Source organism: Kluyvera sichuanensis (assembly GCF_040930405.1).
GTDB lineage: Bacteria > Pseudomonadota > Gammaproteobacteria > Enterobacterales > Enterobacteriaceae > Kluyvera > Kluyvera sichuanensis.
The window spans coordinates 4,127,209-4,149,692 of record NZ_CP162271.1 but is presented as its reverse complement, the minus strand read 5'-3'; the positions used below and the strand labels follow the sequence as shown (position 1 = coordinate 4,149,692).

General features: G+C 58.8%; 17 protein-coding genes. 16 read left to right on the top strand and 1 reads right to left on the bottom strand.

The features are described from left to right. Positions 1-76 precede the first annotated feature (76 nt). From AB2B48_RS19865 to AB2B48_RS19850, 4 genes are all read left to right on the top strand, one after another. A complete protein-coding gene (locus AB2B48_RS19865; protein WP_368299940.1) occupies positions 77-5,500 on the top strand; it encodes a hypothetical protein in 5,424 nt (1,807 codons plus the stop codon). Positions 5,501-5,660: 160 nt separating this feature from the next. Then, entirely contained in the window at positions 5,661-7,013 is a 1,353-nt protein-coding gene (locus tag AB2B48_RS19860; protein WP_220438957.1) for a TolC family outer membrane protein, read from the top strand. 99 nt (positions 7,014-7,112) lie between these two features. Then, positions 7,113-9,299, top strand: a complete 2,187-nt coding sequence (locus tag AB2B48_RS19855) for a type I secretion system permease/ATPase (protein ID WP_368299937.1) — start codon at positions 7,113-7,115, stop codon at positions 9,297-9,299. Between the two features lie 4 nt (positions 9,300-9,303). Next, entirely contained in the window at positions 9,304-10,641 is a 1,338-nt protein-coding gene (locus AB2B48_RS19850) for an HlyD family type I secretion periplasmic adaptor subunit (RefSeq protein WP_255581142.1), read from the top strand. A 113-nt stretch (positions 10,642-10,754) separates the two neighbouring features. Here the strand turns inward: AB2B48_RS19850 and proP are convergent, their stop codons facing one another. Next, positions 10,755-12,257: a glycine betaine/L-proline transporter ProP gene (proP, locus tag AB2B48_RS19845; protein ID WP_368299935.1), complete on the bottom strand. Its 1,503-nt coding sequence runs from the start codon at positions 12,255-12,257 to the stop codon at positions 10,755-10,757. A gap of 683 nt (positions 12,258-12,940) precedes the next feature. Between proP and kdgT the strand changes: the two genes are divergently transcribed. The 12 genes from kdgT to phnK all read left to right on the top strand — a co-directional run bounded on the left by kdgT (position 12,941) and on the right by phnK (position 22,394). Then, entirely contained in the window at positions 12,941-13,939 is a 999-nt protein-coding gene (gene kdgT / locus AB2B48_RS19840) for a 2-keto-3-deoxygluconate transporter (protein WP_368299934.1), read from the top strand. A gap of 245 nt (positions 13,940-14,184) precedes the next feature. Then, a complete protein-coding gene (locus AB2B48_RS19835; protein ID WP_333500044.1) occupies positions 14,185-14,520 on the top strand; it encodes a zinc ribbon domain-containing protein YjdM in 336 nt (111 codons plus the stop codon). Positions 14,521-14,642: 122 nt separating this feature from the next. Then, the gene (yjdN, locus tag AB2B48_RS19830) at positions 14,643-15,089 is read left to right on the top strand and encodes a VOC family metalloprotein YjdN (protein ID WP_185668495.1); all 447 of its coding nucleotides are present in this window, start codon (positions 14,643-14,645) and stop codon (positions 15,087-15,089) included. Between the two features lie 132 nt (positions 15,090-15,221). Continuing rightward, positions 15,222-16,010, top strand: a complete 789-nt coding sequence (phnC, locus tag AB2B48_RS19825) for a phosphonate ABC transporter ATP-binding protein (protein WP_368299932.1) — start codon at positions 15,222-15,224, stop codon at positions 16,008-16,010. A 23-nt stretch (positions 16,011-16,033) separates the two neighbouring features. After that, complete coding sequence (gene phnD / locus AB2B48_RS19820) at positions 16,034-17,050, top strand: phosphonate ABC transporter substrate-binding protein (RefSeq protein WP_185668493.1); 1,017 nt, start codon at positions 16,034-16,036, stop codon at positions 17,048-17,050. A gap of 122 nt (positions 17,051-17,172) precedes the next feature. After that, positions 17,173-17,955 (top strand): phosphonate ABC transporter, permease protein PhnE, encoded by a 783-nt coding sequence (phnE, locus tag AB2B48_RS19815; RefSeq protein WP_185668492.1) that lies wholly within the window; start codon positions 17,173-17,175, stop codon positions 17,953-17,955. 20 nt (positions 17,956-17,975) lie between these two features. After that, positions 17,976-18,701, top strand: a complete 726-nt coding sequence (gene phnF / locus AB2B48_RS19810; RefSeq protein WP_333012368.1) for a phosphonate metabolism transcriptional regulator PhnF — start codon at positions 17,976-17,978, stop codon at positions 18,699-18,701. After that, positions 18,702-19,154: a phosphonate C-P lyase system protein PhnG gene (gene phnG, locus AB2B48_RS19805; protein WP_368299930.1), complete on the top strand. Its 453-nt coding sequence runs from the start codon at positions 18,702-18,704 to the stop codon at positions 19,152-19,154. Further along, the gene (gene phnH / locus AB2B48_RS19800) at positions 19,151-19,735 is read left to right on the top strand and encodes a phosphonate C-P lyase system protein PhnH (protein WP_065356600.1); all 585 of its coding nucleotides are present in this window, start codon (positions 19,151-19,153) and stop codon (positions 19,733-19,735) included. The genes phnG and phnH overlap by 4 nt, the downstream gene beginning before the upstream one ends. A gap of 1 nt (position 19,736) precedes the next feature. Next, complete coding sequence (locus AB2B48_RS19795; RefSeq protein WP_368299928.1) at positions 19,737-20,801, top strand: carbon-phosphorus lyase complex subunit PhnI; 1,065 nt, start codon at positions 19,737-19,739, stop codon at positions 20,799-20,801. Further along, the gene (phnJ, locus tag AB2B48_RS19790; RefSeq protein ID WP_220438968.1) at positions 20,794-21,639 is read left to right on the top strand and encodes an alpha-D-ribose 1-methylphosphonate 5-phosphate C-P-lyase PhnJ; all 846 of its coding nucleotides are present in this window, start codon (positions 20,794-20,796) and stop codon (positions 21,637-21,639) included. Before AB2B48_RS19795 ends, phnJ begins: the two co-directional genes overlap by 8 nt. Next, complete coding sequence (gene phnK, locus AB2B48_RS19785) at positions 21,636-22,394, top strand: phosphonate C-P lyase system protein PhnK (RefSeq protein WP_185668486.1); 759 nt, start codon at positions 21,636-21,638, stop codon at positions 22,392-22,394. The genes phnJ and phnK overlap by 4 nt, the downstream gene beginning before the upstream one ends. Positions 22,395-22,484 lie beyond the last annotated feature (90 nt).

Genomic DNA, 22,484 nt, shown 5'->3' with positions numbered 1-22,484 from the left:
AAAGGCGAGTAGTCTTTGTATTCAATCAATATTTGCGTGGTACAGGAATTACCCGTAGAAATGAAGGAGAGCGCGGATGAACGGTATAGCCGGAACCATCAAAACAATCATTGGTCAGGTTTTTGCCATTTCGCCCGATGGCAGCAGAAGACTGCTGACTGAAGGCGATCGAATCCTGACTGGCGAACAGATAGAAACTGGCGCAGCCGGCGCCGTTACCATTGCTCTCCCAAATGGAAAAAGCCTGGATCTCGGCCGCGACAGTCACTGGGACAGTGCCCAGAATGCCTTACTTTCCCCAGAGACGGGCGATCAAACCGACATCGCGGCCATACAGCAAGCCATTGCCGATGGCCAGGACCCCACGCAAATACTTGAAGCGACCGCCGCTGGCCCGCAATCTCCTTCCGGCAGCGGTGAACCCGGCGCCGGTGGCGCGCACACGCACGTCATCCTCGATCTGACCGGTGAAAGAGTCGACCCCACAGCCGGATACCCTACTGAAGGTATCGACTTCCCCCATACGCCAATAGAAGAAGAACTCACGGTTCTTGATCGATCTGATGCGGTAGGTGGGGACACAGATTCTGATGCGGATGCCGACGCGGATGCCGACACCGATGCCGATGCCGATGCCGATGCGGACGCCGACGCCGACGCGGATGCGGATGCCGATGCCGATGCCGACGCGGATGCCGACGCTGATGCCGACGCCGATGCAGACGCCGATGCGGACGCTGATGCCGATGCGGACGCTGATGCCGACGCAGACGCAGACGCTGATGCGGACGCAGACGCTGATGCCGATGCGGACGCTGATGCCGACGCAGACGCCGACGCAGACGCCGACGCTGACGCCGACGCTGATGCCGACGCAGACGCCGACGCAGACGCCGACGCTGATGCCGACGCAGACGCCGACGCAGACGCCGACGCGGATGCCGACGCTGATGCCGACGCCGATGCGGACGCCGACGCCGACGCGGATGCCGATGCAGATGCCGACGCGGATGCAGACGCGGATGCCGACGCAGACGCCGATGCGGACGCTGATGCAGACGCCGACGCGGATGCCGATGCCGATGCCGATGCGGATGCCGATGCCGATGCGGATGCCGATGCGGATGCGGATGCGGATGCGGATGCGGATGCGGATGCGGACGCCGATGCTGATGCCGATGCCGATGCCGATGCCGACGCAGATGCCGATGCGGACGCCGACGCGGATGCCGATGCGGACGCCGACGCTGATGCGGACGCCGACGCTGATGCGGACGCCGACGCTGATGCCGACGCGGACGCAGATGCCGACGCGGACGCAGATGCCGACGCCGACGCGGACGCAGATGCCGATGCGGACGCCGATGCCGATGCGGACGCAGATGCCGATGCGGACGCAGATGCCGACGCAGACGCGGACGCGGATGCCGACGCAGATGCCGACGCAGATGCCGACGCAGATGCCGACGCAGATGCCGATGCCGATGCCGATGCCGATGCAGACGCGGATGCCGACGCAGACGCCGATGCAGACGCCGACGCGGATGCCGACGCAGATGCCGATGCGGATGCCGATGCGGACGCTGATGCTGATGCTGATGCCGATGCCGATGCCGATGCCGATGCCGATGCCGACGCAGATGCCGACGCCGATGCCGATGCCGATGCCGATGCGGACGCCGATGCCGATGCGGACGCCGATGCCGATGCCGATGCGGACGCTGATGCCGATGCGGACGCTGATGCCGATGCGGACGCCGATGCCGATGCCGACGCTGATGCCGATGCCGACGCTGATGCCGATGCGGACGCTGATGCCGACGCTGATGCCGATGCGGACGCCGATGCCGATGCGGACGCTGATGCCGATGCCGACGCTGATGCCGATGCGGACGCCGATGCCGATGCGGACGCTGATGCCGATGCCGATGCCGATGCGGACGCCGATGCCGATGCGGACGCCGATGCCGATGCGGACGCCGATGCCGATGCGGACGCCGATGCCGATGCGGACGCCGATGCCGATGCGGATGCCGACGCGGATGCGGATGCCGATGCGGACGCCGACGCAGATGCGGATGCCGATGCGGATGCGGACGCGGATGCGGATGCCGATGCGGACGCCGACGCAGATGCGGATGCCGATGCGGATGCGGACGCGGATGCGGATGCGGATGCCGATGCGGACGCGGACGCCGATGCGGACGCGGACGCCGATGCGGACGCGGACGCCGATGCGGACGCGGACGCCGATGCGGACGCGGACGCCGATGCCGATGCCGACGCCGATGCCGATGCCGACGCCGATGCGGATGCAGACGCTGATGCCGACGCGGATGCGGACGCTGATGCCGACGCGGACGCTGATGCCGACGCGGACGCTGATGCCGATGCCGACGCTGATGCCGACGCGGACGCTGATGCCGATGCCGACGCTGATGCCGATGCCGACGCTGATGCCGATGCCGACGCTGATGCCGACGCGGACGCTGATGCCGATGCGGACGCCGACGCGGATGCCGATGCGGACGCCGATGCCGATGCGGACGCCGATGCGGACGCAGACGCCGATGCCGACGCTGATGCAGACGCGGACGCTGATGCCGACGCTGATGCAGACGCCGATGCTGATGCTGATGCAGACGCCGATGCTGATGCTGATGCAGACGCCGATGCTGATGCAGACGCCGATGCCGATGCGGATGCCGATGCCGATGCCGATGCAGACGCCGATGCTGATGCAGACGCCGATGCCGATGCGGATGCCGATGCCGATGCCGATGCGGACGCCGACGCGGATGCCGATGCGGATGCGGATGCCGACGCGGATGCCGATGCGGACGCCGACGCGGATGCGGATGCCGATGCCGATGCGGACGCCGACACAGATGCGGATGCCGATGCGGACGCGGATGCCGACGCGGATGCGGATGCCGATGCGGACGCGGATGCCGACGCGGATGCGGATGCGGACGCCGATGCGGACGCCGATGCGGATGCGGATGCCGACGCGGATGCCGATGCGGATGCCGATGCCGACGCGGATGCCGATGCGGATGCCGATGCCGACGCGGATGCGGATGCCGATGCCGATGCCGACGCTGATGCCGACGCCGATGCCGACGCCGATGCGGATGCCGACGCCGATGCGGATGCCGACGCGGATGCGGATGCCGACGCGGATGCGGATGCCGACGCGGATGCTGATGCGGACGCCGACGCCGATGCGGATGCGGATGCCGATGCCGACGCAGACGCCGATGCGGACGCGGACGCCGATGCCGACGCGGACGCCGATGCCGACGCGGACGCTGATGCCGATGCGGATGCGGATGCCGACGCGGATGCGGATGCCGACGCGGATGCGGATGCCGACGCGGATGCGGATGCCGACGCGGATGCGGATGCCGACGCGGATGCGGATGCCGACGCGGATGCGGACGCCGACGCTGATGCGGATGCGGACGCTGATGCGGATGCGGACGCTGATGCGGATGCGGATGCGGACGCGGATGCGGATGCGGATGCGGACGCGGATGCGGATGCGGATGCGGACGCGGATGCGGATGCTGATGCTGATGCTGATGCGGATGCTGATGCCGATGCCGATGCGGACGCCGATGCCGATGCCGATGCCGATGCAGACGCCGATGCCGATGCAGACGCTGATGCTGATGCCGATTCAGACTCCGATTCCGATTCAGACTCCGACTCCGACTCCGATTCCGACTCCGACTCCGATTCCGATTCCGACTCCGACTCCGATTCAGACTCCGATTCCGACTCCGATTCCGACTCAGACTCCGACGCCGATTCAGACTCAGACTCAGACTCAGACTCCGATTCAGACATCACCCTCAACGTCAACTTTACGGCCTCTAATCCCACAAAGATCTCCGAAGTTAACGGCGGCAGCAGGGATCCTAGCGGCAACGGCTTTGATATCGACGGCAACGGTATGATTGTGGCAGTTGGGGCGAATGTCGTTGTGTGGGTGTCTCAAGGCGATGTTGGGGAATATGTTTCTAAGGATATCCCTTCATCCAACATCCAGGAATACACCTCCGGTAACGCGCATGGCACCGTGGGTAAGTCCGATATCTTTATTCTGCACGATGGTAGTACCTACACGCAGGGAGATAACACCCAGCATGCGATGAATGCGGTAACCGGTAACCGGGAGCCCGATACCAGTACTGCGCACGACTACATCTTTGTCCCTGGCTCCTCAGTGTGGAATTCCACGGCCGGTTCGGGCAACGTCAACCAAAGCATTAACTACTTCGAAAGCATCAACGTTACCGTTAATGAACAAACATTTAGCGGCAATAACCAGATATCTGAAGTTATCTCCGGAACGGGGAAAGAGGGCCTGGATCCCAAAAATCCCGACAGTAATGCGGCCTGGAAGTACGATCTGAATATTGATGCCAACATTGAGGGAAGTAGCGATCACAACATTACCTCAATCAAATTCAGTGGGTTAGCGCCGAAAGCTACCGTCAACTATCAGGGCGTTAACTATACGGCGGACGACAATGGGAATCTGACCATCGATGTTCCAGATGGCACCCATCTGGATGCGCATTTAACCCTGACATCACCGACGCAGATAACCGATCTGGGCTCGGTCAAAGTCGATGTTGTCACCGACGTCGACGACTCATCGCCGTCTTCCGGGCCGATTGATGCCAACAGCGGCGATCACTCAATCGTCCTCGCTGGCGGTGAAGATAACCACGCGGACGACTCGACTCATACGCTATCGACGGAGGGAGACGTTCACCACGCGACTCTGGCACACGTCAGCACCGTTGACTCAACCGAACATACCGATGATGTATCAGCAAACGATCATTCAACGGAAAGCGACTCCGCAAATCTGGCGGCGTTGAGCGGCAACGATACGCATACGGCAACAACCGATCCTGGCGATACCGCGAATACCGGTGAAACCGACACCAGCGAACCGGCGGATAACCTTGCCGAAAACCAGACGGTCGACACCGCAGGTCAGGCAGAGGAAACGGATTCAGCGAACGACCATGCCGCAGCAGATCAGGATACCGCTGGCCTATTGGCCGACAATGAAACTATCGATCTCAGCGCGATTGAGCAGGATACATCCCAGGTGCAGAACGTGGCTAACGAAAGCCCTGAGACATCGCTGAGCATGCTGCTGGACGATATTGATAGCCAACTGCATGAGGCCGATACCGCCCAGGACGCCGAGCCATTAGAGGATAAACCAGCCTCAACGGCGACGACAGATACGCATCAGGTGGAGACTATCGACCTCAGCGAGATTATCCACGATGACAGCACCAATGATGTCAGCTCAATGATTCAGGTAGAAGCGCCAGCGGAAAATACCGAGACGGCGGGACACGTTCAGGATGTTCCGGCGGAAAGTTCTGGCGGTGAGGGGGCGGATAGCTGGAATGCCCATAATATTGCGGAGCTGGATCATTTAATACCGCAGCCGGATACGGATGCCTGATGCGTTAGGGTCGGCTACCGCCGACTCTTTTTATTAATAGTTCGTCATAGCCACCGTTATTGGTCTGGATGAACCCTTAGCAGTAAATGATATTAATGACATTGCCTCTGGTGGCCAAAACCCGTAGCCAGGGAAATAAACGTAAGGAAAGGGCGACATCATGAACAAACACATTCGGGTATTCACCAGCTTCTCTCTGCCGCTGCTGTTCGCCAGCAGCGTGAGTGCGGCCACGCTCGAACAGGCCGTTAAAGACAGCTTGCTCTGGCACCCGCAGGTGAGCGCGTCGGTCAATAGCCGCTATTCTGCCGATGAAGATTTACGGGCGGCAAAAGGCGGCTACCTGCCCACCTTAAACCTCTCCGCCGGTACCGGCTGGGAGCAGACCGATAACGCCAGCACCCGTGCGGCTAACGATCATCGTCGCAACCTGAACCGCAGCGAATCCAGCCTCAATCTGCGCCAGAATGTATTTAACGGCTTTGCCACCACCAGCGAAGTGGCCCGGCAAAAGGCGACCGTGAACTCCCGGGCCTACACGGTGATGAACACCAGTGAATTGACCGCGCTGAATGCGATTCAAAGCTATCTCGACGTTCTGATGCGTCAAAAAATGGTGCAACTGGCGCAGGATAACCTGAAAAACCACGAACGCGTTTTTGATCAAATTCGCCTGCGTACCGAACAGGGCGTAGGCCGTAAGGCTGACTTTGAGCAGGCGCAGGCGCGTCTGGCGCAGGCGAAAAACAACCTGCTGACCGAACAAACCAACCTTGAAGATGCCCAGGCCAACTACTACAGCGTAGTTGGTAAAGAAGCCAGCGGCCTGTCAATGCCGATGACGACCAAAGTTCCAGGCTCTCAGGCTGAAGCCCGTAAGCAGATGCTGGAAAACAGCCCGCTGCTCAAGCAGGCCGATGCGGACGTTGAAGCCACCCGTCAGCAGTATGAAGCCGCAAAATCCCGCTTCTACCCGAGCGTGGATGTCGACCTCGGCCGCCGCATGGATAACAACACCGACGGTACGCGTGGTCACGATCAGGAGTGGCAGGCGATGGTTCGCATGAACTACAACCTGTTTAACGGCGGCAGCGATAAAGCACAGCTGTCATCTTATGCCTATAAAATGCAGGAAGCACAGGACGTCAAACGCAATGCCCTTCGCCAGCTGGATGAGGAGCTGCGTCTGTCCTGGAACGCCTGGCAGAACGCCAAACAGCAGGTGCCGATCGCCAAAGATTACGCCGATCGCAGTGCCGTGGTGCGCACCGCATATCAGGAGCAGTTCAGCATCGGCGAACGTAGTCTGCTGGATATGCTGGACAGCGAAAACGAAGTGTTCACCGCCCAGCGCCGCTACGTCGAAATGCAGTTTGTGGAGATGTTCACCACCTACCGCATCAACGCCCGTATTGGCGATCTGCTAAAACAGCTGAATATTCAGGCACCAACGGCCGCACAGCCGGTGGATGAGCAGCAGACGGCACACAACAACTTACCCGAACTGAAATAATCGATTTTGGGCCTGCGGGTTATCTTACTTTACGGTGAGGTAACCCCTTATACTCTTCAGCCTGTGCGAGTTTTATTCGCTGGTATATAAGGTCTGACTATGGCGTCTTATACTGATCCACTTGAGCAAGTGACTGCTTCTGCTGATAACACCATCAGGCACGATCCGCGGCAACATCATGACGATCCCCTGCTCGATTCACTGATGATCGTCTGCCAGTTGCACAACATCGTGACCAGTCGCAACGTATTAACCGGCGGTTTGCCGCTGGATGAACATCGACTTACGCTCAGCGCATTCCCACGCGCGGCGAAACGCGCGGGGCTAAAAGCACGCGTACTGCAGCGGCCGCTGGAAAAAATCACCGCCATTTCGCTACCCGCTATCGTACTCCTCAAAAACGATCAGGCCGCCGTGCTGATCGAATGGGACGACCAGCAGCGCGCCCGTCTTCTGACAACCGAAACGGAAGGCGGTGAAATAGTGCTTGAGCGCGAAGCGCTGGCAGAAAACTACAGCGGGAAAACCATTTTTATCCAGCCAGGACACGAATACGACCGCCAACCGACGGCAACGATTCCACGCACCCGCTCCTGGTTTAAAGACACGTTAAAACTGTCGAAATTCCTTTACCTGGATTCGGTTGTCGCCAGTTTTATCATCAACGTGATCGCGATTGCTACGCCGCTGTTCGTGATGAACGTCTACGATCGCGTGGTGCCAAACCAGGCCACCGCCACGCTCTGGGTGCTGGCAATCGGCATCTCAATCGCCTTTGTGTTTGATCTTATTTTGAAGGTATTACGCGGTATTTGTCTTGATATCGCGGGGAAAAAGACCGATCTCATCGTTTCGGCAGCGCTGTTTGAACGCCTGCTGGGCATGAAGATGAAAGAGCGGCCACAGCGAGTTGGCGGCTTTACGCAGCAGTTCCAGGAGTATCAGTCGGTACGTGATTTCCTCTCGTCATTCACCCTGACGGCGCTCATCGACTTCCCGTTTACCTTATTGATTTTATTGGTTATCGGTATTATTGGCGGCCCGCTTGCCCTGATTCCGCTGCTCTGTTATCCGATTGCGCTGGGCATTAACTGGATGCTCCAACGTCCGCTGCTGGAACAGGTGCAAAAAACCTATCGCCTCTCCACTGAACGTCAGGCCATGCTGGTTGAGACGATTACCGGCCTGGACGCGATTAAGGTCAACAACGCGCAAAGCGAACGCCAGTATCAGTGGGAACAAATTATCGGCCAGTTGAGCAAGCTGGAGCTGCGGGTTAAATCGCTCTCCTATCTTGCAATCAACCTGACGGCATGGATCCAGAAAATTGCCGGCGTTGTGATGATTGTTGTGGGCGTGTACAGCATTATTGCCGGTAACCTCAGTATGGGCGGCCTGATCGCCTGCTACCTGCTCAATCGCCGTGCCATGATGCCCATTGGCCAACTTTGCAGCCTGATAACCCGCTACCAGCGCGCCAAAATGACCAAGGCCACCATCGACCGCATGATGGATCTTGACCAGGAAGTGCAGGAGGACGAAGTGCCACTGAAGCGTGAAACGCTCTCTGGCGCTATCGAGTTCCGCGACGTGACCTTCCACTACCCGCAAAACCAGTACATGTCGTTAAACGGCATTTCGCTCAAAATTGAGCCGGGCGAGAAGGTGGGGATTATCGGCCGTAGCGGTTCCGGCAAAAGCTCGCTGGCGAAGCTGCTGGTTGGTTTCTACCAGCCAGATGAAGGCACCATCCTGATTGACGGCATTGATGCCCGCCAGCTCGACGTCCACGATGTCCGGCATAACATCGGCTACGCGCCGCAGGATATTCACCTGTTCAGCGGTACGCTGCGCGATAATCTGTTGAGCGGTGCCAGCTACGTTGATGAAGAGACGATGCTGCGCGCGGCCACGCTGGCTGGCGTACATGAGTTCGCCCGTCGCCACCCTTCCGGCTACAACATGCAGGTTGGGGAACGCGGGATGAATCTTTCCGGCGGCCAGCGTCAGGCCGTCGCACTGGCGCGGGCGCTGCTGCTCGACCCGCCGGTGCTCCTGATGGACGAACCCACCAGTTCGATGGACAACACCAGCGAAGATTTGATTAAAAAAGCGCTAACGCCGCTCGTCAGCAATAAAACGCTGCTGCTGGTCACCCACCGCGCCTCGCTGCTGACGCTGGTTGATCGCCTGATTATCCTCGATAACGGCAAAATCATCGCGGATGGTCCGAAAGAAAGCGTCATGACCGCACTGAAGAAGGGGCAAATTCATGCGCAACGTTAACCGAATGATGAAGTGGCTTTTTGGCGACAGAAACGCCTCAACGCTCACCTCAAACGAGGTGAACAAAGCGCTACTCGATGACTCTCCGCGCGTGGTGCGTATCACCCTGTGGGCGATCCTCGGCTTCTTTATCATCATGATTGCCTGGGCATCGCTGGCCGAAATCGACGAAGTGACGCGCGGCGACGGCAAAGCGATTCCCTCCTCACGCCTACAAAAAATCCAGAACCTGGAAGGGGGGATTGTCGCTGAAGTGTTCGTGCACGAAGGGGAAGTCGTCAAAGCAGGCGCGCCGTTGTTGCGTCTCGACGATACCCGCTTTCGTTCTAACGCCGGGGAGTCCGAGGCCGACCGACTGGCGCTGGAGGCGCGTATTCAACGCCTGACCGCACAGCTGGATGGCAAAGAAACCCTCACCCTGTCGCCGGATATTGTGGAGAAGTCGCCGGATATCGCTAACGGCGAAATGGAGCTCTTTGCCAGCGTGAACAAACGGATTCAGAGCGAGTTATCTGGCCTCGATGAGCAACTGGTGCAGAAGAAACAGGAGCTGCTGGATTACCAGGCCAAAGGCGAGCAGTACCGTCGTAGCCTGGGGCTGCTGCAACAGGAAATCAGCATGTCTGAACCGCTGGTTGCCAAAGGGGCCATCTCGAAGGTCGAGGTACTGCGCCTACGCCGTTCCGAGGTGGAAACCCGCGGGCAGCTGGAGTCGGTCACGCTGTCAGTGCCAAGAGCCCAGGCGGCGATTAAAGAGATTGAAAGTAAAATGGGTGAGACGCGCGGCCGCTATCGCAGTGAAGCGCTGTCCCAGCTCAACGAAGCCCGCACCGAACTCAGTAAGCTCACCGCCACCGGCAAGGCCATCGAGGACCGGGTTAACCGTACGCTGGTCACTTCACCGGTACGCGGCATCGTCCAGCAACTGATGGTCAACACCATCGGCGGTGTTATCCAGCCGGGCAACGACCTGGTCGAGATTGTCCCGCTGGACGATACGCTGCTGATTGAAGCCAAAATTCGCCCGCAGGATATCGCTTTCCTGCGCCCTGGACAGGAAGCGATGGTCAAGTTCACCGCCTACGACTTCACCATCTATGGCGGCCTGAAGGCTAAACTGGAGCAAATCAGTCCTGATACGGTGACGGACAAAGACGGCAAGAGCTTCTATGTTATTCGTCTGCGTACGGAGAAAAACCACCTCGGCAGCGATGAAAAACCGCTGATTATTATTCCGGGGATGGTGGCATCGGTGGATATTATTACCGGCAAGAAAACCATTCTGGCCTATTTGCTGAAGCCGATTCTGAGGGCCAAAGCCGAAGCGTTCCGCGAACGATAAGCACAAAAAACCCGGCGTCATCAGCCGGGTTTTTTATTGGTATGTTTCGGTGCTAACCCCGGCGGCGCTTCGCTTGGCCGGGCTACGGGATGGTAGCCCGGGGGTGGGCATGGTTAGTCGTTAATTTTCGGATGCTGCATCACCAGCTGCGAGCGTTTCTCCTGCAGCGCGGCAATCTCGGCATCGATATCTTCAATCTTATGCTCGATATGGTCGTGATGCTCCTGGAGGATCTCCTTCGCTTCGGCCATATCCGATGCCGCAGGCGTCGCGCCTTTCAGCGGTCGGTTGGCGGTCTCTTTCATCATCACGCCGGTCATCAGACCGATCACCGCCACCACCATCAGATAGTAAGCCGGCATCATCAGGTTCTGCGTTGACTCCACCAGCCAGGCGGCCAGCGTCGGCGTTACACCAGCAACCAGCACCGAGATGTTAAAGGCACTCGCCAGCGCGCTGTAGCGGATATGGGTTGGGAACATCGCCGGTAACGACGACGCCATCACCCCGGTGAAACAGTTCAGGATCACCGCCAGCAGCAGCAGGCCGGAGAAAATCAGGCCAATCGAGTTGCTGTTAATCAGCATAAAGGCCGGAATCGAGAACACCAGCAGCGCAACGCTACCCACCACGATAAACGGACGACGGCCAAAACGGTCGCTCAGCAGCCCCATCACCGGCTGCACGAACAGCATACCGATCATAATGGCGATGATAATCAGCACGCCGTGGTCTTCCGAGTAGTGCAGGTTATGCGACAGGTAGCTCGGCATGTAGGTCAGCAGCATGTAGTAGGTCACGTTGGTGGAGATAACCAGACCGATACATGCCAGCAGGCTGCGCCAGTGCTTGGTGGCAATCTCTTTGAACGATACCTTTGGTCCATCCTGCAGACCCTGACGATCGCCCTGCTCCAGCTTATCGACGTGCTGCTGGAACGCCGGGGTCTCTTCTAACGCATGACGCAGATAGAGGCCGATAATCCCTAACGGCAGCGCAACGAAGAACGGAATACGCCAGCCCCACTCAAGGAAGTTCGCCTCACCCACCGCAGTGGAGAGCAGTACCACCAGACCCGCACCCATCACGAACCCGGCAATCGAACCGAAGTCCAGCCAGCTGCCCATGAAACCGCGCTTACGGTCAGGAGAGTATTCCGCCACAAAGATAGACGCCCCGGTATATTCACCACCGACCGAGAAGCCCTGCGCCATTTTACACAGCAGCAGCAGGATCGGTGCCCAAATGCCGATGGTCTCGTACGAGGGAATAAGGCCAATACAGAATGTACTGAGCGACATAATAATAATGGTGATGGAGAGAATCTTCTGGCGACCGTATTTATCCCCCAGCATCCCGAAGAACAAACCGCCCAGTGGACGAATCAGGAAGGGAACGGAGAAGGTACCCAATGCGGCAATCATCTGCACGCTAGGGTCGGCATCCGGGAAGAAGACTTTACCCAGCGCATAGGCCACAAACCCATAAACCCCGAAGTCAAACCACTCCATCGCGTTACCCAGTGAAGCCGCGGTAATCGCTTTACGCAGCTTGGCATCGTCGATAATGGTGACGTCACGTAGCGTGATCGGTTTTACTTTTTTCCTTCTAAGCATGGTTTTCCTCGTTCAATTTCGCCTTGAACGCACACCCAGTGGCGACAAACACACGATGTGTTTGCGAGGGTGCGTAAAGGGAACCGTGGAGATGCTGGTTCCGTTTATCCAAGCGTAGCAGGTTTGCATGTCTGCGTGAGTCGATGTTTGCGGACAATCAAACCTGTTGGGCCTGCTGGCGAGTCAGTTAAAAAGCCGCCCCTCGGAAAATGACCGTTTGAGGGACAATCCTATTTACCCTAACAGCGATTAATATTGTGATCAACTTAACAAAAGATTGAATCATGCTACCAAAGCGAAATATTCCGCTCACATTTACCTGCTCATTTCCCGCTCAACGCTAGACCCACCGTATCCTTCGCGCCGTTTTTTCACCTCAATTTCGAAAAGAGTTTTTTCAGAATTATTCACATTCACTTCACACCGTTTTTATCTTTTAGGTGCGCTTAATGTCAACATTTGAAATATGTGATCTATATATATAAAACGCTGTTTTATTTTCATTGAATCATCATTTCTACAAATGCATTATAACTTCCGAAACAGCGTTAAATATGTCGATAAGTTTCCCTTAACACGAAAGCTGACTGACATAAGAACACCAGATGATAGCTATATAACACACTGAAATTATTATACTTAACCTCTTCTGTCGCCTGGGCGATACGAAGCGAGGATGTCACATGAAAATCAAAGCAACAATGGAACGAATCCCTGGCGGGATGATGCTTATCCCGTTACTGTTAGGCGCGGTATTAAATACCCTGGCCCCAACAACCGGTGAATATTTCGGCTCTTTCACGAAAGGTATGATTGGCGGAACGGTACCGATTCTGGCGGTGTGGTTCTTCTGTATTGGGGCATCCATTGATTTACGCGCTACCGGCACGGTATTACGCAAATCCGGCACGCTGGTGCTGACCAAAATCGCCGTCGCCTGGGTCGTTGCCATGATTGCGGCATCCTTTATTCCTGACACAGGTATTCAGACCGGTTTCTTTGCTGGCCTCTCCGTGCTGGCGATCGTTTCAGCCATGGATATGACCAACGGCGGCCTGTACGCCAGCCTGATGAACCAGTACGGCACTAAAGAAGAGTCTGGTGCGTTCGTGCTGATGTCGCTGGAATCCGGCCCGCTGATGACCATGGTAATCCTCGGTTCCGCAGGCCTGGCCTCCTTTGAGCCGCACCACTTTATCGGCGCCGTGCTGCCATTCCTGATTGGCTTCACCCTCGGCAACCTGGACCACGACCTACGTGCGTTCTTCAGCAAAGCCACGCCGGTTCTGATTCCGTTCTTCGGCTTCGCACTGGGTAACACCATCAACCTGAACGTGATCCTCGACACCGGCCTGCTGGGTATCGTGCTGGGCGTGGCGGTTATCGTTATCACCGGTATTCCACTGATTATTGCTGACCGCGTGATTGGCGGTGGTAATGGTACCGCAGGCGTTGCCGCCTCTTCTGCAGCCGGTGCTGCCGTGGCGAACCCGGTTATCATCGCGCAGATTAACCCGTCGTTTGCCCCGGTTGCGGCATCCGCTACGGCACTGGTCGCCGCCAGCGTGATTGTCACCGCGATTCTGGTACCGATTATTACCGCGCTGTACGCCAAACGTTATGGCGCACCGCAATCCGCAGAAAATAAACCAGAAACGGCACCACAGCCCGCGCACCACTAATCGGTCCCCTCTCCCCCTGGGGGAGAGGGTTAGGGTGAGGGGAAATGCGCCCGCTGTACCCTCACCCCGGCCCTCTCCCTACAAGGGAGAGGGGGAAACCCACCCCTCGTTTTCTAACCATTCGTCAACCAATTCCTGGATACCACCGACAATTGCAGGGTTTTATTGTATAATCAGGGCTATTTTCGGCGATTTGCCGTTTTACAGGCCTTTGCCTTTCGCACTGCACTTTTGAGGATATATCCATGTCATTACCCCACTGCCCACAATGCAACTCCGAATACACCTACGAAGACAACGGCATGTTCATCTGCCCGGAGTGCGCGCATGAGTGGAACGATGCTGAACCGGCACACGACAGCGACGAACTGATCGTCAAAGATGCCAACGGCAACCTGCTGGTCGACGGCGACAGCGTCACCGTGATTAAAGACCTGAAGGTCAAAGGTAGCTCTTCAATGCTGAAAATCGGCACCAAAGTGAAGAACATCCGCCTGGTGGAAGGCGACCACAACATCGATTGCAAAATCGACGGTTTCGGCCAGATGAAGCTGAAATCTGAGTTTGTGAAAAAGAACTGAGTTAACACGTAGTCTTGCCGGATGGCGCCTAGCTTATCCGGCAATACGCCCCCCGCCCCGCTTCGCCCCCTGAACCGACACGCACTACACTTAATGAGCACTTCTTACCTGAGGTAACGATCATGCCGTTAAGCCCCTATCTCGCCTTTTCCGGAAACTGCGCCGATGCCATTGCCTATTATCAGCAGGCGCTGGGTGCGGAACTGCGCTACAAAATCACCTTCGGCGAAATGCCGCCCTCCGCCATGGATGAAGAAGGCGGTTGCCCGTCCGGCCTGAAGTTTCCCGATAGCGCCATCGCCCACGCCAACGTCCACATCGCGGGCAGCGATATCATGATGAGCGACGGCACCTCGCCGGATGCCGTTAACTACGCTGGCTTTACGCTGGTGCTCGACACCCAGGACGTAAAAGAGGGTAAACGCTGGTTCGACAATCTCGCCGCCAACGGCAAGGTTGAAATGGCCTGGCAAGAGACCTTCTGGGCGCACGGCTTCGGTCGCGTCATCGACCGCTACGGCGTACCGTGGATGATTAACGTGGTCAAACAACAAGCGCCCACGCTCTAACCACGCGGGAGGCCACGGCCTCCCGCGCTGTCATCAAATCCCGGTCAATTATTCATCTTCAAGTAACTATCTCTTAACCCAAATGTCACATTAATTCGCCACGATGAGGCCACCTTAAATGAGGGTCTCAGCATGCAAACGATTATTCGCGTTGAAAAGCTCAACAAAACGTTCAATCAGCAACAGGTGCTCCACGGCATTGATTTGAACGTCCACGCTGGTGAGATGGTGGCTTTGCTTGGCCCATCTGGTTCTGGTAAATCCACCCTTTTACGTCATCTGAGCGGCCTTATCGTCGGCGATAAAACGCCGGGCAGCCGCATCGAACTGCTGGGCAACACCGTGCAGCAGTCGGGCCGTCTGGCCCGAGATATCCGCAAAAGCCGCGCCCACACCGGCTACATCTTCCAGCAGTTCAACCTCGTTAACCGTCTGAGCGTGATGGAGAACGTGCTGATTGGCGCGCTCGGCAGCACGCCGTTCTGGCGCACCTGCTTTAGCTGGTTTACCCGCGATCAAAAGCAACGCGCCCTGCAGGCGTTAACCCGCGTAGGCATGGCGCACATGGCCCACCAGCGCGTTTCGACCCTCTCCGGCGGCCAGCAGCAGCGCGTGGCGATTGCCCGAGCGCTGATGCAGCAGGCGAAGGTGATTCTCGCCGATGAGCCTATCGCCTCGCTGGACCCGGAATCCGCGCGCATCGTGATGGACACGCTGCGCGACATTAACCAGACCGACGGCATCACCGTCGTGGTGACGCTGCACCAGGTCGATTATGCGCTGCGCTACTGCGAACGCATCATCGCGCTGCGTCAGGGACACGTGTTCTATGACGGCAGCAGCCAGCAGTTTGATAACGAACGATTTGACCATCTCTACCGCAGCATTAATCGCGTCGAAGAGAACGCGCAGGCTGCTTAACGTCCCCACAATGAGGAATGGAAATGAGTTATAAAGCCGTTGCCGCGCTGGCCTTTACCAGCATGTTTAGCCTCAGCACCCTGTTAACTCCAGCCCACGCGGAAGAGCAGGAAAAGGCGCTGAACTTCGGCATTATTTCGACGGAATCACAGCAGAACTTAAAGCCGCAATGGGAACCGTTCCTGAAGGACATGGAAAAGTCGCTGGGCGTGAAGGTCAACGCCTTCTTCGCACCGGACTACGCGGGGATCATCCAGGGGATGCGCTTTAACAAGGTCGATATCGCCTGGTACGGCAACCTCTCCGCCATGGAAGCGGTGGACCGCGCCAACGGTCAGGTATTCGCCCAGACCGTGGCCGCCGACGGCTCCCCAGGCTACTGGAGCGTGCTGATCGTCAACAAAGACAGCCCAATCAACAACCTCAACGACCTGCTCGCCAAACGTAAAGAGCTGACCTTCGGCAACGGTGACCCGAACTCCACCTCCGGTTTCCTGGTCCCTGGCTACTACGTCTTCGCCAAGAACAACGCTTCCGCCAGCGACTTCAAGCGCACGGTTAACGCCAGCCATGAAACCAACGCCCTGGCCGTCGCCAACAAGCAGGTGGATGTCGCCACCAACAACACCGAAAACCTCGACAAGCTGAAGGTCTCCGCGCCGGACAAGCTGAAAGCGCTGAAGGTTATCTGGAAGTCACCGCTGATCCCAGGCGACCCGATTGTGTGGCGTAAAAACCTGTCTGAATCCACCAAGGACAAGGTGTACAGCTTCTTTATGAACTACGGCAAAACGCCGGAACAGAAAGCGGTGCTGGAACGTCTGGGCTGGGCGCCATTCCGCGCCTCCAGCGACCTGCAGCTGCTGCCGATTCGTCAGCTGACGCTGTTTAAAGAGATGCAGACCGTGAAGGGCAACGGCACGCTGAACGACGCGGAAAAGGCCACTAAAACCGCTGAGATCCAGGCGCGTCTGAGCGACCTTGACCGTACCACGGCGGCGATTGGCGCGATGACGTCGGTCACCAAAGCGGTGCAGTAACCCTTTCCCCCTCTCCCTCTGGGAGAGGGCCGGGGTGAGGGGAAATCGGCACTGAGCTGACCCCCTCACCCTAACCCTCTCCCCAAAGGGGCGAGGGAACTCAGGAAACCCGGAGCTCAACCATGCAACACACCATCACCGTTCCCCCGCCCAAGCGCAGTTGGTTCTCGCTGATCAGCTGGGCCATCCTGCTGGCAGTGCTAGTCGTCTCCTGGAAAGGGGCGGAAATGAACCCGGTCACGCTGTTCAAAGACGCGGGCAACATGGCGACCTTCGCCGCCGACTTCTTCCCGCCGGACTTTAGCCAGTGGCAGGACTATCTCAGCGAGATGGCCGTGACCCTGCAAATCGCCGTCTGGGGTACCGCGCTGGCGGTCGTGCTCTCCATTCCCTGTGGCCTGATGAGCGCCGAAAACCTGGTGCCGTGGTGGGTTTACCAGCCAATGCGCCGCCTGATGGACGCCTGTCGCGCCATCAACGAAATGGTCTTTGCCATGCTGTTCGTGGTTGCCGTCGGTTTAGGCCCGTTTGCCGGGGTACTGGCGCTGTTTATCCACACCACTGGCGTCCTCTCCAAGCTGCTTTCCGAAGCGGTGGAAGCCATTGAACCCGGCCCGGTTGAAGGTATTCGCGCCACCGGGGCGAACAAAATTGAAGAGATCCTCTACGGCGTACTGCCGCAGGTCATGCCGCTCTTAATCTCCTACTCGCTCTATCGTTTCGAGTCCAACGTCCGCTCCGCTACGGTGGTCGGCATGGTGGGCGCAGGCGGCATCGGCGTGACCTTGTGGGAGGCGATTCGCGGTTTCCAGTTCCAGCAAACCTGTGCGCTGATGGTCCTCATCATCGTCACCGTCAGCCTGCTGGATTTCCTCTCTCAGCGTTTGCGTAAGCACTTCATCTGATTAGCGAGGTCTTGTTGGCTATGCACTTGTCTACACATCCGACCAGTTATCCGACGCGTTATCAAGAGATTGCGGCTCGTCTGGAACAGGAGTTGCGCCAGAACTACCGCTGTGGCGACTACCTGCCCGCCGAGCATCAGCTGGCGGCGCGCTTTGAGGTGAACCGTCACACCCTGCGTCGCGCCATCGACCAGTTGGTAGAGAAAGGCTGGGTTCAGCGTCGTCAGGGTGTTGGCGTGCTGGTGCTGATGCGCCCGTTCGACTACCCGCTGAATGCCCAGGCGCGCTTTAGCCAGAATCTGCTCGACCAGGGCAGCCACCCCACCAGCGAAAAGCTGCTGTCGGTGCTGCGCCCGGCCTCCAGCCATATCGCCGAAGCGCTGGGCATTACCGAAGGCGACAACGTGATTCACCTGCGCACTCTGCGCCGGGTCAACGGCGTAGCGCTGTGCCTTATCGACCACTACTTCGCTGACCTGCAGCTCTGGCCCACGCTGCAAAACTTCAGCAGCGGTTCGCTGCATGACTTCCTGCGTGAGCAAACCGGCATTGCGCTCAAACGCAGCCAGACCCGTATCAGCGCACGCCGGGCGCAGGCCAAAGAGAGCCAGCGCTTAGAAATTCCCAATATGGCGCCCCTGCTGTGCGTGCGCACCCTGAACCATCGTGAAGGCGATGACCAGGCGATGGAGTACTCCGTCAGCCTGACCCGCGCCGACATGATCGAATTTATTATGGAGCACTGAATGCACCTCGATACCGCGACCCGTCAGCACTGGATGTCGGTGCTGTCCCACAGCGACCCCGCCAATCTGGCGGAGAAAATGGTCGCCCTGAACATTACCGCCGACTACGAAACGATCCGCGCCCCGGAAACCGGTCTGGTCCAGCTCCAGGGCCGCATGGGCGGCACCGGAGAACGTTTTTTTGCCGGCGATGCCACATTGACCCGCGCCGCCGTCCGCCTGAACGGCGGCACGCTAGGCTACAGCTGGGTGCTGGGGCGCGATAAAGCCCACGCCGAGCGCTGCGCGGTGATTGACGCGCTGATGCAGCAGCCAACCCATTTTCAAACCTTATTAGAAACCCTGATTACCCCGCTGGAAGCCGACCGTACCGCGCGCATTGCCGCACGTCAGGCTGAAATCAATGCCAGCCGGGTCGACTTCTTTACGCTGGTTCGCGGAGATAACGCATGACCCTGGAAACCGCTTTTACTCTTCCCGTGCAGGATGCCCAGCACAGCTTTCGTCGCCTGTTAAAAGCCATGAGCGAGCCGGGCGTGATCGTCGCGCTGCACCAGCTCAAGCACGGCTGGCAGCCGCTGAACGTCGCCACCACCAGCGTGCTGCTGACCCTTGCCGACAACGACACGCCGGTGTGGCTATCCAACGCACTGCATAACGATATCGTCAGCCAGAGCCTGCGCTTTCACACCAACGCGCCGCTGGTTGAGCAGCCGCAGCAGGCAACCTTCGCGGTGTCGAGCGACACCATCAGCAGCGAGCAGCTCAACGCCCTGTGCGAAGGCAGCGCCGTAGCGCCGGAAACCAGCGCCACGCTGATTGTGCAGGTCTCGAGCCTCAGCGGCGGCCGCATGCTGCGCTTGACCGGTGCGGGCATTGCCGAAGAACGGATGATCGCCCCTCAGCTGCCGAACTGCATTCTGCATGAACTGACCGAACGCCCGCACCCGTTCCCGCTCGGCGTGGATTTAATCCTCACCTGCGGCGAGCGTCTGCTGGCCATTCCGCGCACCACTCACGTCGAGGTTTGCTGATATGTACGTTGCCGTCAAAGGGGGCGAGAAGGCGATAGCCGCCGCCCACGCGCTACAGGAACATCGACGTCGGGGCGACACCGCGCTGCCGGAGCTCAGCGTCACCCAGATTGAACAGCAGCTTAACCTGGCGGTGGACCGGGTGATGACCGAAGGCGGCATCGCCGACCGCGAACTGGCCGCGCTGGCGCTGAAACAGGCGAGCGGCGATAACGTTGAAGCGATTTTTCTGCTGCGCGCCTACCGCACCACGCTGGCCAAGCTGGCGGTGAGCGAGCCGCTGGAGACCAGCCGTATGCGCCTGGAGCGCCGCATCTCCGCCGTTTATAAAGACGTGCCCGGCGGCCAGCTGCTTGGCCCCACCTACGACTACACCCATCGCCTGCTGGACTTTACGCTGCTGGCGAACGGCGAAGCGCCAACCCTGAAAACCGACGACGGTGAGCCTTCTGCCGCCCCACACGTCTTCAGCCTGCTGGCACACCAGGGGCTGGCAAAAGCGGAAGAGGATAACGGCGCCACGCCGGATGACATCACCCGCACGCCGCCCGTTTACCCCTGCTCGCGTTCGTCGCGCTTACAGCAGCTGATGCGCGGCGACGAAGGCTACCTGCTGGCGCTGGCCTACTCCACCCAGCGCGGCTACGGGCGCAACCACCCGTTCGCCGGGGAAATTCGCAGCGGCCATATTGATGTCGAAATTGTGCCCGAAGAGCTGGGTTTTGCGGTGAACGTCGGCGAACTGCTGATGACCGAATGCGAAATGGTCAACGGCTTCGTTGACCCGGCGGACGAACCGCCGCACTTCACCCGCGGCTACGGTCTGGTGTTCGGCATGAGCGAGCGCAAGGCGATGGCGATGGCGCTAGTCGACCGCGCACTGCAGGCGCCAGACTATGACGAGCACGCCGTCGGCCCGGCACAGGATGAAGAGTTTGTCCTCGCCCACGCCGATAACGTTGAAGCCGCCGGTTTCGTCTCGCACCTGAAACTCCCCCACTACGTCGATTTCCAGGCCGAACTGGAACTGTTGAAACGCCTGCAACGGGAGCAGAAAAATGGCTAATCTCAGCGGCTATAACTTCGCTTATCTCGATGAACAGACCAAGCGCATGATCCGCCGGGCCATCCTCAAAGCGGTGGCGATCCCCGGCTATCAGGTACCGTTCGGCGGCCGCGAAATGCCGATGCCGTACGGCTGGGGCACCGGCGGGATTCAGCTGACCGCCAGCGTGATTGGCGAAGCGGACGTGCTCAAGGTGATTGACCAGGGCGCGGACGACACCACCAACGCCGTGTCGATTCGTCAGTTCTTCCAGCGCGTGACCGGGGTGAACACCACCGAACGCACCGAAGACGCCACCTTGATCCAGACGCGTCATCGGATCCCGGAAACGCCGCTGGTTGAGGATCAGATCCTGATCTTCCAGGTGCCGATCCCCGAGCCGCTGCGTTTTATCGAACCGCGCGAAACCGAGACCCGCACCATGCACGCGCTGGAAGAGTACGGCGTGATGCAGGTGAAGCTGTATGAAGATATCGCCCGCTTCGGCCATATCGCCACCACCTACGCCTACCCGGTGAAGGTGAACGGCCGCTACGTGATGGACCCGTCGCCGATCCCGAAATTCGATAACCCGAAGATGGACATGATGCCCGCGCTGCAGCTGTTCGGTGCCGGGCGCGAAAAACGCATCTACGCCGTGCCGCCGTTCACCCGCGTTGAGAGCCTCGATTTTGACGACCATCCATTCACCATCCAGAGCTGGGACGAGCCGTGCGCCATCTGCGGTTCACAGCACAGCTATCTCGATGAAGTGGTACTCGATGACAGCGGCAAACGGATGTTTGTCTGCTCCGATACCGATTTCTGCCGCCAACAGAGCGAGGCGAAAAACGCATGACGCAACCATTACTCTCCGTTGACCGCCTGACCCATCTCTACGCGCCGGGCAAAGGCTTCAGCAACGTCTCCTTTGACCTGTGGCCGGGCGAAGTGCTGGGCATCGTCGGCGAATCCGGCTCCGGTAAAACCACGCTGCTGAAATCCATTTCGGCGCGTCTGACGCCGCAGGAAGGGGAAATTCGCTATCAGGATAGTTCGCTGTACGCGATGACCGAGGCCGACCGTCGTCGCCTGCTACGCACCGAGTGGGGCGTGGTACATCAGCATCCGATGGACGGCCTGCGTCGTCAGGTATCGGCGGGCGGCAATATTGGCGAGCGGCTGATGGCAACCGGCGCGCGCCACTATGGCGATATCCGCGCCACCGCCCAGCGCTGGCTGGAGGAAGTGGAGATCCCAGCGTCGCGCATTGATGACCTGCCGACCACCTTCTCTGGCGGGATGCAGCAGCGCCTGCAGATTGCCCGCAACCTCGTCACCCACCCGAAGCTGGTGTTTATGGATGAGCCTACCGGCGGGCTGGACGTGTCGGTGCAGGCGCGCCTGCTCGACCTGCTGCGCGGCCTGGTGGTGGAGCTGAACCTGGCGGTGGTGATTGTCACCCATGATTTAGGCGTTGCGCGCCTGCTCGCCGACCGTCTGCTGGTGATGAAGCAGGGTCAGGTGGTGGAAAGTGGGCTAACCGACCGGGTGCTCGACGATCCACACCATCCGTACACCCAGCTGCTGGTGTCGTCGGTGTTGCAGAACTAACCCTCGGTGCCGTTCCCGGCAGTGCTGCACTTGGCCGGGCTACTCCGAATATGTAGCCCGGCCAAGCGCAGCGCCGCCGGGGAGGCTCAA